12 protein-coding genes are annotated in these 14,506 nt (G+C 52.0%); 11 read left to right on the forward strand and 1 reads right to left on the reverse strand.

What is annotated here, in order from left to right; all coding sequences use genetic code 11:
- Positions 1-10: 10 nt before the first annotated feature.
- From ACYVSB_RS08290 to ACYVSB_RS08335, 10 genes are all read left to right on the forward strand, one after another.
- Positions 11-1,126, forward strand: coding sequence for an ATP-grasp domain-containing protein (locus tag ACYVSB_RS08290; protein ID WP_461219084.1), 1,116 nt, complete (start codon positions 11-13; stop codon positions 1,124-1,126).
- 195 nt (positions 1,127-1,321) lie between these two features.
- The gene (purB, locus tag ACYVSB_RS08295; RefSeq protein ID WP_125596835.1) at positions 1,322-2,617 is read left to right on the forward strand and encodes an adenylosuccinate lyase; all 1,296 of its coding nucleotides are present in this window, start codon (positions 1,322-1,324) and stop codon (positions 2,615-2,617) included.
- 440 nt (positions 2,618-3,057) lie between these two features.
- A complete protein-coding gene (locus ACYVSB_RS08300) occupies positions 3,058-3,480 on the forward strand; it encodes a hypothetical protein (RefSeq protein ID WP_461219085.1) in 423 nt (140 codons plus the stop codon).
- 113 nt (positions 3,481-3,593) lie between these two features.
- On the forward strand, positions 3,594-5,891 hold the full coding sequence (gene pcrA / locus ACYVSB_RS08305; RefSeq protein WP_461219086.1) for a DNA helicase PcrA: 2,298 nt from the start codon (positions 3,594-3,596) through the stop codon (positions 5,889-5,891).
- 263 nt (positions 5,892-6,154) lie between these two features.
- Positions 6,155-8,188: an NAD-dependent DNA ligase LigA gene (gene ligA, locus ACYVSB_RS08310; protein ID WP_461219087.1), complete on the forward strand. Its 2,034-nt coding sequence runs from the start codon at positions 6,155-6,157 to the stop codon at positions 8,186-8,188.
- The gene (locus ACYVSB_RS08315) at positions 8,185-9,345 is read left to right on the forward strand and encodes a CamS family sex pheromone protein (RefSeq protein WP_461219088.1); all 1,161 of its coding nucleotides are present in this window, start codon (positions 8,185-8,187) and stop codon (positions 9,343-9,345) included. Before ligA ends, ACYVSB_RS08315 begins: the two co-directional genes overlap by 4 nt.
- Positions 9,346-9,411: 66 nt before the next feature.
- The gene (gene gatC, locus ACYVSB_RS08320; RefSeq protein WP_461219089.1) at positions 9,412-9,717 is read left to right on the forward strand and encodes an Asp-tRNA(Asn)/Glu-tRNA(Gln) amidotransferase subunit GatC; all 306 of its coding nucleotides are present in this window, start codon (positions 9,412-9,414) and stop codon (positions 9,715-9,717) included.
- Positions 9,714-11,195 carry an Asp-tRNA(Asn)/Glu-tRNA(Gln) amidotransferase subunit GatA gene (gatA, locus tag ACYVSB_RS08325; RefSeq protein ID WP_461219090.1) on the forward strand — a complete coding sequence of 494 codons (1,482 nt, stop codon included), beginning with the start codon at positions 9,714-9,716 and terminating at the stop codon, positions 11,193-11,195. Before gatC ends, gatA begins: the two co-directional genes overlap by 4 nt.
- Entirely contained in the window at positions 11,195-12,625 is a 1,431-nt protein-coding gene (gene gatB, locus ACYVSB_RS08330) for an Asp-tRNA(Asn)/Glu-tRNA(Gln) amidotransferase subunit GatB (RefSeq protein ID WP_461219091.1), read from the forward strand. Before gatA ends, gatB begins: the two co-directional genes overlap by 1 nt.
- Before the next feature lie 19 nt (positions 12,626-12,644).
- On the forward strand, positions 12,645-13,646 hold the full coding sequence (locus ACYVSB_RS08335) for a diacylglycerol kinase (protein WP_461219092.1): 1,002 nt from the start codon (positions 12,645-12,647) through the stop codon (positions 13,644-13,646).
- A gap of 10 nt (positions 13,647-13,656) precedes the next feature.
- Here ACYVSB_RS08335 and ACYVSB_RS08340 read toward each other — a convergent pair whose 3' ends face one another.
- Positions 13,657-13,977: a hypothetical protein gene (locus ACYVSB_RS08340; RefSeq protein WP_461219093.1), complete on the reverse strand. Its 321-nt coding sequence runs from the start codon at positions 13,975-13,977 to the stop codon at positions 13,657-13,659.
- Between the two features lie 104 nt (positions 13,978-14,081).
- On the opposite strand from ACYVSB_RS08340, the gene ACYVSB_RS08345 reads away from it, so the two are divergent.
- Positions 14,082-14,501, forward strand: a complete 420-nt coding sequence (locus ACYVSB_RS08345) for a hypothetical protein (RefSeq protein WP_461219094.1) — start codon at positions 14,082-14,084, stop codon at positions 14,499-14,501.
- Positions 14,502-14,506: the final 5 nt, after the last annotated feature.

The following is a 14,506-nucleotide window of genomic DNA, read 5'->3' on the forward strand; positions in this document are numbered from 1 at the left end:
GTTTGTGCAGATGAGTTTCATTTATCCACGTTCTTATATTGGCATTATTGGTGGTGGCCAAAGCAATTGGCAATTAGCGCAAGCGGCCCATCGGATGGGGTTCTTGGTGAATCTACTGGTGCCTGACGCCAGTGACCTAGCCACCAAAGAAGCCGACCAGGTGATTGTTGGCGCGCCCACCGATGTTCAGCGGTTGCGGCAGTTAGCCGCAGCAAGTTCGGTGGTGATTTTTCAAGATGAGAAAATCAGTATCAACAGTTTAAATGAAGCCCAAATCAGCGCCAAATTACCTCAAGGCACCGAGTTGTTGGCGATGACGCAAGATCGGTACTTGGAGAAGACATTCTTAGAGGATCACAACATTAATATTCCCCCTTACGCGATGGCAGTTTCGCTGGCCGACATTCGCGCGGCGGTTGACTCCATCGGCTTTCCCAGCGTCCTGAAGCCAATCCAAAAGGGCATTGGTCAGGCGCATTATATTTTGAAATCCGCGGCAGATGTTGACCGCCTAGCTGGGCAGCTCAGCGATGGTAGTTATATCTTGGAATCGTGGGTGCCAGTCAGCAAGGAATACGCGATCATGGTTACGAAAGACGCGCAACAACGAATCCAAACGTTGCCGGTGTTGGAAACCGCTGCCCGCGAAGGTCGATTCCATAGCGCTTTGGCCCATCAAGAAACGCCGGCGCCCCTGGTTCAGGAAATCCAGCGCGTGGCCACCCAAATCGCCGAGAATCTCGATTATCAAGGCCTCTTAGGGGTGACTTTCTTCGCTACTGAGGCGGGGATTCTCTTCGTTGACCGAATCTATCCCGGACCGTATCAAGGCGCCGATCTGTATGAGAGCGTAACTAACTTTTCTCAGTATGACCTACAGTTGCGCAGTCTTTGCGAGTGGCCCTTGCCGGAACTTTATTTGCGGCAAGCAGGGGCGCTCTTAAGTTTGCCCGCGAAATCAGAGCCGCAAGTTTTCGCGCAGATCCAGAAGCGGGCCAACTGGCAGTTCCTGTTTTGGCCAGTGATTACCGGCGTCGCTGACGGCGCCACCATTGGCGAGGCCATGATCATCGCCAATGACCACGCCAGTTTAATGGAATTGGTCGAACACACAGAATTATGGTAAAACCAGAGTGCGAGCCGACCTGGGTAGCTTCTGAGCATTAGCCTAGCAATTGTTTTGGAAGCTGAACTTTGCTTCCGGAACAATCGCGTAGCTAAGCGGAAGAAGCTAGGTCGGCGAGCACGTTTAGATAGAGTGCGCAGCGGTCTGCACCGCGTAGCACGTTTCAACAATGGACAGTAGCGGAGGAGAGAGCACATGATCGAACGTTATACCCGCCCAGAAATGGCGCGAATTTGGAGCTTACAGAACCAATATCAATCTTGGCTAGAAGTCGAGGTTTTGGCCTGTGAAGCTTGGTCAACCCTAGGTGAGATCCCGGCGGTTGACGCGGCTAAAATCAAAGCCAACGCCAGCTTTGACGCCGAGCGTGTCCAAGAATTGGAGAAAGTGACCAAGCATGATGTGGTCGCTTTTACCCGCGCCGTTTCCGAGTCTTTAGGCGCCGAGCGCAAATGGATCCACTTTGGCTTGACGTCAACGGATGTGGTGGATACCGCTCAAGGCTACCGCTTAAAACAAGCCAACGACCTGATCCGCGCCGATTTGAATGAGTTGTTGGCCACAATCAAGCGGCGGGCCGTGGAATTTGAGGACACGGTCATGATCGGGCGCACCCATGGCGTTCATGCTGAGCCAACCACTTTCGGCCTGGTTTTGGCAACTTGGTACGCCGAACTCAAGCGGGACATTGAACGGTTTGAACACGCGGCCCAAGGAGTCGAAGCCGGTAAAATCAGCGGCGCAGTCGGCACCTTCGCCAATATTCCACCAGAAATCGAAGCTTTTGTGACCGAAAAGTTGGGGCTGCGCGCGCAAGACATTTCCACGCAGGTCCTGCCCCGTGACCTTCATGCCGAATATCTCTCGACGATTGCCTTGATTGCCACTTCCATCGAGCGCTTCGCCTTAGAAATCCGCCACCTCCAACGAACTGAAGTCCACGAAGTCGAAGAAAGCTTCGCCGCTGGTCAAAAGGGTTCTTCGGCGATGCCGCATAAGCGCAATCCGATCGGTTCTGAGAATTTGACCGGTCTAGCCCGCGTTCTTCGCGGCTATCAAACGCCTGCGTTGGAGGATGTTGGTCTGTGGCACGAACGGGATATTTCCCACAGCTCAGTTGAACGGATCGTCTTACCTGACGCGACCAGCCTGCTGGACTATCAGTTAACGCGCTTCAACCAGATCTTGACCAACCTTGGCGTCTTCCCGGATAAAATGCTCCAGAATCTTAACCTGACCCACGGCTTGATCTTCAGCCAACGAGTTTTGTTGAAACTCGTTGAGAGCGGTTTGAGCCGCGAGCAAGCCTACGATTTGGTTCAGGGCAAAACCGCCTTGGTTTGGAATGAGGGGTTGGACTTTAAGACTTTGTTGGCGGATGATCCCCAGGTGATGGCGCAGTTGACGCCGGAACAGTTGGATGACGCCTTTGATTATCGCTGGCATTTGCGCCGGGTCGATTTGATTTTCCGGCGACTGGGGTTGAAGTAGCCTTTCTTGTGATAACGGCGGGGTTCTATTCCTGATTGTTCGCTTGATTGCAGGTGTGCGGGGTGTTGCGCGTGAGCGCAACCGGCTGGGACTGCTGATGCGGACTGGAACGTGGTGGGCATCGTTTTGAGCCAATCCGCAAGACCGGCGGCTTGTCTCAAAATCGAGCCTTGTCCTAAGCGGCAAAGCCGCCAAGGACAATTTCACCACTGAGCCGCGCAGTCCCAGCCGGTTGCTAGGCAGAATTGAGCCTATCTGCAATCGAAGCGAAGGATTAGACGAAGTGGTTTTGCAAGCTAGAGGTCAAACAATTGCCCGCTTTTGGGGTGGTACTGTAATACCAACAAATTTGGATCAATAATTCGGTACATTTCGGATAGAGCCACCAACTTTATCCCACTTACAATAAGTGGATTTGGGTTAGAAACTGACCGATCCAGTTGATTCAACAAGAGCTTGCCCTAGTTCATCAGACAAACTGCGCTGGTGTCGCCAATTTAAAGCTTGTTACCACTAACCACGGTCGTCAATTGCGTGACTCTCCATCAAATCACCATAGCTTGCTGAGTGACGTGAGTGCTCAAACGCCTGCTATAACGTTGAGCGGCTGGAGCGGAGAAATTCGGGGTGAGATCGCCGTGAAATTGTCCTTAGCGGCTCTGCCGCTTAGGACAAGGCCTGATTTTGAGACAAGCCGCGCACTTTGCGGATTGGCTCAAAACAGCGCCCACAGCGAGCTCACCCCGAATTTCGCAGCGCAAGCTGCGGCCAAGCTTCAGCTACTTCACCCATTCAAAAACAGCAAAACTCGTAACCACAAGCTCTTGGTTGCGAGTTTTCTATTTCTCCGCCAGCGCGAATAAAAAAGGCGCCGAAAGCAAAGCCTCATGGAATTTTAATATTTTCGCCCCGTTTTTTTGTTATAATGGTAGTCTGGATGTTATGTACAAAACAGGTTTCGGGAAAGGACGGCAACATGGTCGTAAGTAAATTATTGGCAGGTTTGAACGATAAACAAGCAGAGGCGGTCCAAGCAACTGAGGGCCCCTTGCTGATCATGGCAGGCGCGGGCTCGGGCAAAACGCGCGTGCTGACCCATCGAATCGCCTACTTGATTCAAGAAAAAGGCGTGTTGCCTTGGCAGATTTTAGCCATTACCTTTACCAATAAGGCCGCGCGGGAAATGCGAGAACGGGTGGAGAATTTGTTGGGCGCTGACGCCAATGAAGTCATGGTGGCCACCTTTCACGCCTTGTGTTTGCGAATCTTGCGGCGGGAAGCGAAGAAAATTGATTATAGCAGTTCCTTTTCAATCGCTGATCCGGCGGAACAATTAACCTTGGTCAAGCGCATTCTGAAACAATTGAATCTGGATCCCAAACGTTATGATCCCAAAGCGATTTTAGGCACGATCAGTCAGGCCAAAAACGAACTGCAAACGCCGAAAATGTTTGCGGCCACCGCGAGTCAGGGTTTTGACCAGATCGTCAGCCAGGTTTATACGATCTATCAGCGAGAAATGAAGCGAAATCAGTCCTTTGACTTCGACGATTTGATCATGGAAACGATTATGTTGTTCCAACGAGACGCTGAGACCCGCGGCTACTACCAACGGCGCTATCGCTATATCCATGTGGATGAGTATCAGGATACCAATGAGGCGCAATATCAGCTGGTCCGGTTGCTAGGGGCAGGCTACCACAATGTTTGCGTGGTCGGTGACGCTGATCAGAGTATTTACGGCTGGCGGGGCGCGAATATGGATAATATCATGAATTTCGAGAAGGATTATCCAGACGCCCAGAGCATCCTCTTGGAGCAAAACTACCGCTCAACCAAGAATATTCTTGACGCGGCCAATGCGGTGATCCAGCACAACAATTATCGCAAGCCGAAAGAGTTATGGACAGATAATCCAACGGGCGATAAGCTGGTGTATTACCGCGCGCAAAGTGAAACCGATGAGGCTAACTTTGTTGTCAGTCAAATTCGGACCGGCATCGCGACGGACCATCGGAACTACGGCGATTTTGCGGTTCTTTATCGGACCAACGCCCAATCCCGGGTGCTGGAAGAAGTTTTACTGCGGGCCAATATCCCATACAAATTAGTGGGCGCGCATAAGTTTTACGATCGTAAGGAAATCAAGGATATTTTGGCGTATTTACGACTGGTAGCCAATCCGGCCGATTCGTTGAGCTTCAATCGGGTCGTCAACGAACCGAAGCGAGGCTTAGGCGCGGGGACAGTTGGCAAGTTACAGGAATTCGCTGACGAACATGACTGGTCGCTCTTAGAGGCGGCGCATAATGTTGATTTGGCGAATTTACCAGCGCGGGCGCGGACGAGTCTGCTGGACTTTGCCCAATTGATCTATGACCTGCGCGACCAACGCTTGAATCTATCGATGACCGACTTGACCAAACAATTATTGGAGAAAAGCGGCTATCAAACCAGTCTAGAGGCGCAAAAAACCGTTGAAGCAGATACCCGCCTAGAAAACTTGGCTGAGTTTCTCACGGTGACGCAACAATTTGATGATAGTTATGAGCCAGAAACGGACGAAAGCGAGCCTTTGACTGATTTTATCGCAGGCTTGGCGCTGACTTCGGATCAAGATGATCTGGAAGAGGACAGCAAGCAGGTCACGTTGATGACCTTGCATGCGGCTAAAGGGTTGGAGTTCCCCGTGGTCTTCCTGATTGGCCTGGAAGAAGGGATTTTCCCCCTGTCCCGGGCGTTATTGGATGATGACGCGTTGGAAGAAGAGCGCCGCTTGGCTTATGTGGGGATCACCCGAGCGCAACAGCAGCTCTTCTTGACCAACGCATATGCGCGGATGCTTTATGGGCGGACGCAAAGCAATCCGCCGTCCCGCTTTTTGAACGAGATCGACCAGAATGTCTTAGTGGAAGAGAATCACGCTACTGCCAATGTGGGCAGTCCATTTCCCTTTGATCGTGGTCGTGGCGGCCGTTATAACGGCGCTACAGGTGGCGGCAACGCCAGCCAGCGCCGTGAGCAAAACCGCCAGGACCGTGTTCTGGCGCCAACTTATCAAGCGACAAAGCAGGCCAAGACAGCTACTGGCGCGGTGGGTGCGGAGCAAATCGGCTGGCAGGTCGGTGATAAGGCAGAACATCGAAAATGGGGTGTCGGGACGGTGGTTCAGGTCAGTGGCAGCGGCGATGACGTGGAGCTGGCGATTGCCTTTCCGGAGATCGGCATCAAGAATTTAATGGCGGTGTTCGCGCCAATCAAGAAAGTAGATTGAGCACCGTTCATAACGGTGCTGTAACGCTGGCCGCTGGACGTGATTGGCGGACGCTGATCAATGACGTTCATAATCGACGCTAACTTTTGCACGTAGATCCGGCAATCAGCGCGCTGATTGTCTCCATACGGCGACCGTGACGAACGTTTGAACGGTCAGACCTTCGGGTTAATTTTTTAATTACGTTTTCATGATCCTCAGGTTTTACGGTGGGTGGTGCCATCGGTTATGATATTTCTAAAGGTGTTAAGGAGGATGCAATCATGCCCTTACCAAAAGCAATTTCGGCCTACTCATTAGCAGAGGCGACCGCGACTAGCGCCCAATTACGGCAACAGTTGCGGCAGTATGCTCAAGCTTACTACACCCAGGACGCGCCTCTGGTTGAAGATGCGGTTTATGACGACCTTTATCGCCAATTGCAACAGTTAGAGACCGCGTTTCCCAGCTTGGTCACGGCTGACTCGCCGACGCAACAAGTTGGTGGTGCGGTGTTGGCTGGTTTCAACAAGGTGACCCATCAAGCGCCGATGCTGTCCATGGGCGATGTCTTTTCATTCGAAGAGTTGGCTCAGTTTGACAACCGCATGACCAAGGCAATCGATCAGGCCACGGAATATAATGTGGAGTTGAAGATTGATGGGCTGGCGATTTCTTTGCGCTATCAAGCGGGCCGCTTAGTGCTGGGCTCCACGCGAGGTGATGGCGCTGTTGGCGAGGATGTGACCGCTAATTTGCGGACAATCAAGTCGATTCCCCAACAATTGAGTCAACCGTTGGACTTGGAGGTTCGCGGTGAATGTTATATGCCGAAGAAATCCTTTGAAGCGCTAAACGCCGAGCGTGACCGGAATGGCGAGGCGGTTTTCGCCAATCCACGGAATGCGGCGGCTGGTAGTTTACGTCAATTGGACACCAAAACCACCGCCAAGCGGCAATTGGACACGTTCATCTATACGATCGTTGACGCTCAGCGGTACGGGATCAGCACCCAGGCAGACGCTTTGAAACAACTGCGGCAGTGGGGCTTTCACGTTAATCCCGAGTCGCTGGTCGCCCGGGAATTACCGCAGATCCATGATTACATTGACCGTTACCAAGGGCAGCGCGATGAGTTGCCCTATGGCATTGACGGCGTCGTATTGAAAATCAATCAGTTGGCGCTCCAAACTGAATTAGGTAATACCGTGAAGGTTCCTCGTTGGGAAATCGCTTATAAGTTTCCGCCAGAAGAAGCGCAAACGATTTTGCGCGCCATCGAGTGGACCGTGGGCCGAACGGGCGTGGTGACGCCGACCGCGGTGATGGATCCGGTCACCTTGGCGGGAACGACGGTGGCACGGGCGACGTTACATAACGTCGATATGCTCCGGGAAAAGGACGTGCGCATCGGCGACACGGTGCTGATCCACAAGGCGGGCGACATTATCCCAGAGGTTTCCCAAGTGGTTTTGAGCAAGCGGCCTGCCGACGCGGCGCCTTACCAAGTGCCGACCACGTGCCCATCATGTGGCTCTAAGTTGATTCATTTGGCGGACGAGGTGGCCCTACGTTGCGTCAATCCCATGTGTCCCGCCCAGGTCAAGGAAGGCTTGACCCATTTTGCCTCGCGCAATGCCATGGATATTTCCGGCTTGGGTCCGAAAGTGATTGCCCAATTGTACGATCGTCACTTGATCAAAGATGTGGCGGATCTGTACAAATTGACCGCGACGGAATTGGCCCAGCTAGATAAATTCAAGGAAAAGTCGATCAATAATTTGTTGGCGGCGATCCAACGCTCGAAACAAAATTCGGCAGATAAACTTTTGTTTGGACTGGGCATCCGCAATGTGGGCGCGAAGGCGGCGACCTTGTTGCTGGCTCATTTTGGCTCGATTCCGCGCTTAATGGCCGCCGACGCTGATGAAATCGTGGCGATCAAGTCGATCGGCCAAACGATCGCCGACAGTTTGACTGCCTATTTCGCCAACGCTCAGGTTCAGGAATTGATCGAAGAGCTGACCGCGGCCAACGTTAATTTGACTTTCTTAGGCTCAACAACGGCAGCGGCGGCGAACTTTTTCAAAGATAAAAAGGTTGTCTTGACCGGCAAATTGGTTCACTATACTCGTAGTGAACTGACCGCGAAACTGACCGCGTTGGGCGCGGAAGTGACCGGTTCCGTTTCGAAGAAAACAGATTACCTGATTGCCGGCGCTGACGCTGGTAGTAAATTGGCGAAGGCGCAGCAATTGGCCGTCGCGATTTTGACGGAAGCGGAAGCGCAGCAACATTTGGACGAGGTGAGAGAATGAAGTTTTCGGTAAAACGATGGTTCCAAGGCGCTGTTGGTCTGGCAAGTTTGCTGGTGCTGGCGGCCTGCGGGAATTTACAAAACGCGGATCTGAGTGGCACGGAAACCACCGCCAGTAGCAATAAATCGGCTTCCTATCAAATCACAGGTAGCACGGATGGCACGCAATATAGCGCGTTGTTGGCTAACGGCAAGTATAAGGTTAGCACGTCCCGCGGCTTGACTGTGGATCAGAATTCCAACACGTTCAATACCTCCAGTTTTGAGACCGGTTTGACCACCATCAGTAAAAGCACTTTTTCTCCGGAGAAGTATGCCTTTCAAGAAGGCCAACATATTTCGCGAACGACAGCCAATAGTTGGCTGAAGCGGGAATCGGACAGCAATGAGGCCGGGCTCAACCCGAAAGACAATGGGTCCACCGACCCGGACAAGCGGGCGCCGATTTATCTGCAAGAGATTCTGGAGCAAGACTATTTGCAACGGACCAACAATTCCTATCAGACGGCGGGCGTGGCCATTGGGTTGGGACTCAACGAGATCGACTATTACCAGAAAGTCCAATACGGCGCCACGTTCAAAACGACGATCAGCCAGGCTGAGCGGGAGAAACAAGGTAAGGCGATGGCGGTCAAGATTCTGGCGCGCTTGCGCAAGAAGAAAGAGTTGGCCGATGTGACGATTGTTTTCGGCTTGTATAAACAAGCGGCGAATGATAGTTTAGTTGGTGGTACTTATTTCGCCACCGCGGTCAGTAAGTCAGGCACGACGATTTCTGAATGGAAGACCCTGAATCAAGAGAATGGGGTTTTGCCGGTGGTCAATAATCAGAAAGCGGTCAATGACGGCGACGCTGATTCCTTTAGTAATTTCAAAACGAAGATCCAAGCCTTTTTCCCGAATTTGAGCGGGGTCACCGCCCAAACCCACTATGAGAACGGGACCTTACAGGGAATGAAGATCAAGATCAACACCCAATTCTTCGGAGTCAACGAGATCCAGAGTTTCACCCAATACGTGGATACCGCGGCCAAGCGTTACTTGCCGGCCAATATCCCGATCGAGATCACAATCTCTTCAGTGGAGGGTATGCAGTCCTTCCTCAGTCGAGAAAGTGGCGATAAAGATTTCTACACCCATGTTTTTAGCAGCTATTAGTTTGTAAGTTGGGCGTTAAATGATAGAATTAGTTTTGACTGATAAACGAATGGAGGACGTTTAGCAATGATATCAAAAGATCAAGTTGCTCACGTGGCAAAACTTGCACGGTTATCTTTCAGCGAGGCGGAATTGGAACAATTTACCCACCAGCTGGATCAGATCATCGCGATGGAAAATGAATTGGCAGCAGTGCCAACAGATGGGGTAACGCCAACAACTCAGGTCAGTGACGAGCGCAATGTCTTTCGGGCAGACGTGCCGGTGACTGACGGACCGACGCGCGACCAATTGTTACAAAACGTACCAGAAAGTAAAGATGGGCTGATCAAAGTACCAACGATCATTGATAAGGGGGAAGCTGACGCATGAGTAATTCCGATTATTTGAGCTACGACCTACAAACACTGCATCAGCTTTTGGTCGACAAGAAAGTTACCGCCGTCGCGTTGACTGAAGAAGCGCTGGCGAAAATCAACGCGCAGCAACCAGCGTTGAACGCCTTCATTACCATTAACCAGAAAAAGGCTTTGGCACGGGCGGCCGAGCTGGACGCTAAAGGAATCGATCCCGATGACTTGTTGGCGGGGATCCCGATTGCTTACAAGGATAATATCGTCACCAACGGCATCCGCACAACGGCGGCCAGCCATATTTTGGATAACTTCAATCCGGTTTATGACGCCACCGTGGTTGAGAAACTAGACGCCGCCGGCACGATCAATCTAGGAAAAACCAACATGGATGAATTCGCCATGGGTTCTTCCACCGAAACATCTCATTTCGGCGTAACCCATAACCCTTGGGATCTGGACCGGGTCCCCGGAGGCTCTTCAGGCGGTTCCGCCGCCGCTGTCGCCGCTGGTGAGGTCTTCGCGGCCTTAGGTAGTGATACTGGGGGCTCGATTCGCCAGCCCGCCGCGTACAATGGTATTTTCGGGATCAAACCAACTTACGGACGCGTTTCCCGCTGGGGCTTGATTGCCTTCGGTTCCAGCTTCGACCAGATCGGCGTCTTTACCCGCCGAGCGCAAGACGCTGCGGTGCTGTTAGGCGCGATCAGTGGTCACGATCCGAAAGATAGCACCAGTTCCGAACAAGCGGTCCCTGATTTCACCGCGGCGATCGGCCAAGGCATCAAAGGCTTAAAGATCGCTGTTCCCGACGAATTCTTTGGCGAAGGAATCGCCGAAGATGTTAAGGCCCAAGTTGAAAAAGGCCTGCAACAATTAGCCGACCAAGGCGCGATCATTGATCACGTCCAATTGCCGCACACGAAATACGCGGTGCCGGCTTATTATGTCTTGGCTTCCAGTGAAGCGTCCTCTAACTTGCAACGTTTCGACGGGATCCGTTACGGTTTCCGCGCCGCTGACGTGAAGAACTTGGATGATGTTTACGTTCGCAGTCGTTCTGAAGGCTTTGGTCCGGAAGTTAAACGGCGGATCATGCTGGGCACTTTCGCCTTGTCCTCTGGCTACTACGATGCGTACTTCACCAAAGCTGCCGCGGTCCGGACCTTGATCAAGCAAGACTTTGAAAAGATCCTGGCGACGCACGACCTGATCATTGGGCCCACTGCGCCAGATACCGCCTTTAAGATCGGTGTTAATGATGATGATCCGATTACGCTGTATATGAAAGATATTTTGACCATTTCCGCTAACATGGCTGGTGTTCCTGCTGCGTCGGTTCCTGCCGGTTTCAATGCTGAGGGCTTACCAGTGGGGATGCAGATGATCGCCAAACGCTTCGACGAAAGTACGATTTTCCGAGCGGCCGCCGCGTTTGAAGAGCTCAATCATTACAATTTGGAAACGCCGACTTTTAAAAATGGAGGTAACGCCTAATGAATTTCGAAACAACGATTGGGCTGGAAGTCCATGTGGAGTTGAAAACCAAGACCAAAATGTTTAGTCCCTCGCCGGTGGCTTACGGTGCGGAACCGAATATGAACACCAATGTGATCGACTTCGGCTTTCCTGGGGTTCTGCCAACAGTCAACCGCGAAGCTTATCGCTTAGGCATCATGGTGGCCTTGGCCTTGAACGCGGAAGTGGCGACCGAGACGCACTTTGACCGGAAGAATTATTTCTATCCCGATAATCCGAAAGCTTATCAGATCACCCAGTTCGAACAACCGCTGGCCCGCAATGGCTGGATCGAGATCGAAGTCGGTGGCAAGAAGAAGAAAATCGGCATCGAAGAAATGCACGTGGAAGAAGATGCCGGTAAGAACACCCACGGCGACGCGGGTTATTCCTACGTCGATCTGAATCGGCAGGGCACACCGTTGATCGAGATCGTCTCCAAACCCGACATCGCTTCGCCAGAAGAAGCCTACGCGTATCTGGAGAAATTACGGCAAACGATCCAATTCACCGGCGCTTCCGATGTGAAAATGGAAGAAGGCTCGATGCGGGTCGACACCAACATTTCGATTCGCCCGATCGGCGCTGACAAGCTAGGTACCAAGACCGAATTGAAGAACCTGAACTCCTTCAATTACGTGCGCCAAGGTTTGGACTACGAAGAAAAACGGCAAGCGGAAGTCCTGATGTCTGGCGGCCAGATCCGTCAAGAGACCCGACGCTTTGATGAAACTTCTGGTGAAACGATTTTGATGCGGGTCAAGGAAGGCTCCGATGATTATCGCTACTTCCCCGAACCCGATATTCCGCCATTTGATATCAGTCCGGAATGGATCAAAGAAATCGGCGCCAAAATTCCGGAAATGCCAGACAAGCGGCGGGCCCGTTACGTTGGTGAATTGGGGATCCCCGAATATGACGCGAACTTGTTGACAGACACCAAGGAAATGTCAGACTTCTTTGAAGCGACCTTGGCTGCCGGCGCCGATCCTAAACTCGCGTCCAACTGGTTGATGGGTGAAGTCAACGCTTTCATGAACGCGCATAAATTGGAGTTGCAACAAACCAAGTTGACCCCGGCTAATTTAGCGACCATGATCAAGTTGATCCAAGACGGCACGATCTCCTCGAAGATCGCCAAGAAAGTTTTCCAAGAGACGATCCAAAAGGGTACCGAACCAGAAGCTTGGGTCAAAGAAAAAGGTCTCGTTCAAGAGTCGGATCCAACGGTTCTGACCCCGATCATCACTGCGATTCTCGATGACAACGAACAATCGATCGTTGACTTCAAAAACGGGAAAGATCGGGCAGTCGGCTTCTTGGTTGGTCAGATCATGAAACAGACTCATGGCAAGGCCAATCCGAAGGTCGTCAACACGATCCTCATGGCTGAGTTGAACAAAAGATAGTAGAAAGTAGGGTTGCGTAATGCGAATGCGTGCGCGCTTGATTTATAACCCCACGTCGGGGCATGAAACCATGCTCCGCAATGTGGGGGAGATTCTTAATGTGCTCGAACGCGCTGGGTACGAAGCCAGCGCGTTTCAAACCACGCCAGAACCAATGTCCGCGGCTAAAGAAGCGCGGCGTTGCGCCCGTGATGGCTTTGATCTGGTGTTAGCGGCAGGTGGCGATGGCACGATCAACGAAGTGGTCAACGGGATCGCGCCGTTGAAACATCGCCCCAAGATGGGCATCATTCCCGCCGGCACCACCAACGACTACGCGCGCGCTTTGCGGATCCCCCGGGAAGACCCGGTGGAAGCCGCCAAAGTCATCTTGAAGAAACAAACCATCAAAATGGACATCGGCAAAGCCAACGAGAATTATTTCATGAATATTGCCGGTGGTGGTTTCATGACGGAATTGACCTATGATGTGCCTTCCGAATTCAAATCGGTCCTCGGTTATTTAGCCTACGTGCTTAAGGGCGCGGAAATGTTGCCGCGGATCCGGCCGATCGACATGCACATTGAGTACGACGATGGCATTTACGAAGGACCAGCCTCGATGTTCTTGCTGGGACTGACGAATTCTGTCGGTGGCATGGAATCGATCGCCCCAGACGCTTCCTTGGATGATGGTAATTTCGCGATGATCCTGGTTAAAACCGGTAATCCCGCGGAGATCATTAAGTTGATGACCATGGTTCTCAACGGCGGGCGCCACATCAACAACCCCAATATCATTTACACCAAGACCCGCAAAGTTGTCGCTAAAACCGTCCACGGCGATGAAATGAAAATCAATCTGGATGGCGAATACGGTGGCTTGGCGCCGATGACCTTTATTAACCTGCGCCAGCATATCGAAATGTTCGCCAATGTGGATGAGATCCCCAAGACGGCGCTGTCGCCAGCAACGGTGGAACAGTTTATCGATCAGCAAAAGAACGCGGCTGACGGTGAGGATACCGCAACAACGAAGTAAACAGGCAAGCTTATTGGTCGTCAGTTAGGATTCGGCGCACCGATAAGCTTTTTGTTGCCTTGCGCTGTTCTTGATTGCAGGTTTGGTGGGTTTGGTGTGGACGCAACCGCCTCAGGACGTTTGTCGTGGCTGGAACGCGGTGGGCACTGTTTTGAGCCAATCCGCAAAGACCGCGGCTTGTCTCAAAATCAGGCCTTATTCTAAGCGATAAATCGCTAAGAATAATCTCACCGCTGAGCCACACGTCCTGAGGCGGTTGCTGGGCAGTATTGAGCCTATCTGCAATCGAAGTTGGGTATCTGACGAAGTGCTTTTGCGAGCTAGAGGTCAAACAATCGCCCACTTTTGAGGTGGTACGCATCGCAACAGGTTCGGCATAGTCGGTTCGGGTTGCGTTGGTTGAACATCTTTAACTGCTCCCTAGACAATCTTTTGGTGAAAGCAACCGATCCAGTTGATTCACTGAGAACTAGATTTGATCATCAGACAAATTGTACAGGTGTCACCAATTTAAAGATCATAACCACTAACCACGGCCGTCAGTTGCGTGGCTCCCTATCAATGGACCATAGCTTGCCGGCCGACGTGAGCGCTCAAACGGCTGTTATAACGTTGAGCGGCTGGAGCGGAGAAATTCGGGGTGAGATCGCCGTGAAATTGTCCTTGGCGGCTCTGCCGCTTAGGACAAGGCTCAGCTTTGAGATTCGCGGGTTTTGCGAAGCTCAAAGTGACGCCCACAGCGAGCTCACCCCGAATTTCGCAGCGCAAGCTGCGGTCACCCTACTTTTAACCGAACCAGCAATCATGCAGAAAATCCCTAAAAGTGATCAGACATCACTTTTTCAAGAAAAATGAGGTAA

The sequence above is a fragment of the Lapidilactobacillus salsurivasis genome (assembly GCF_054785215.1).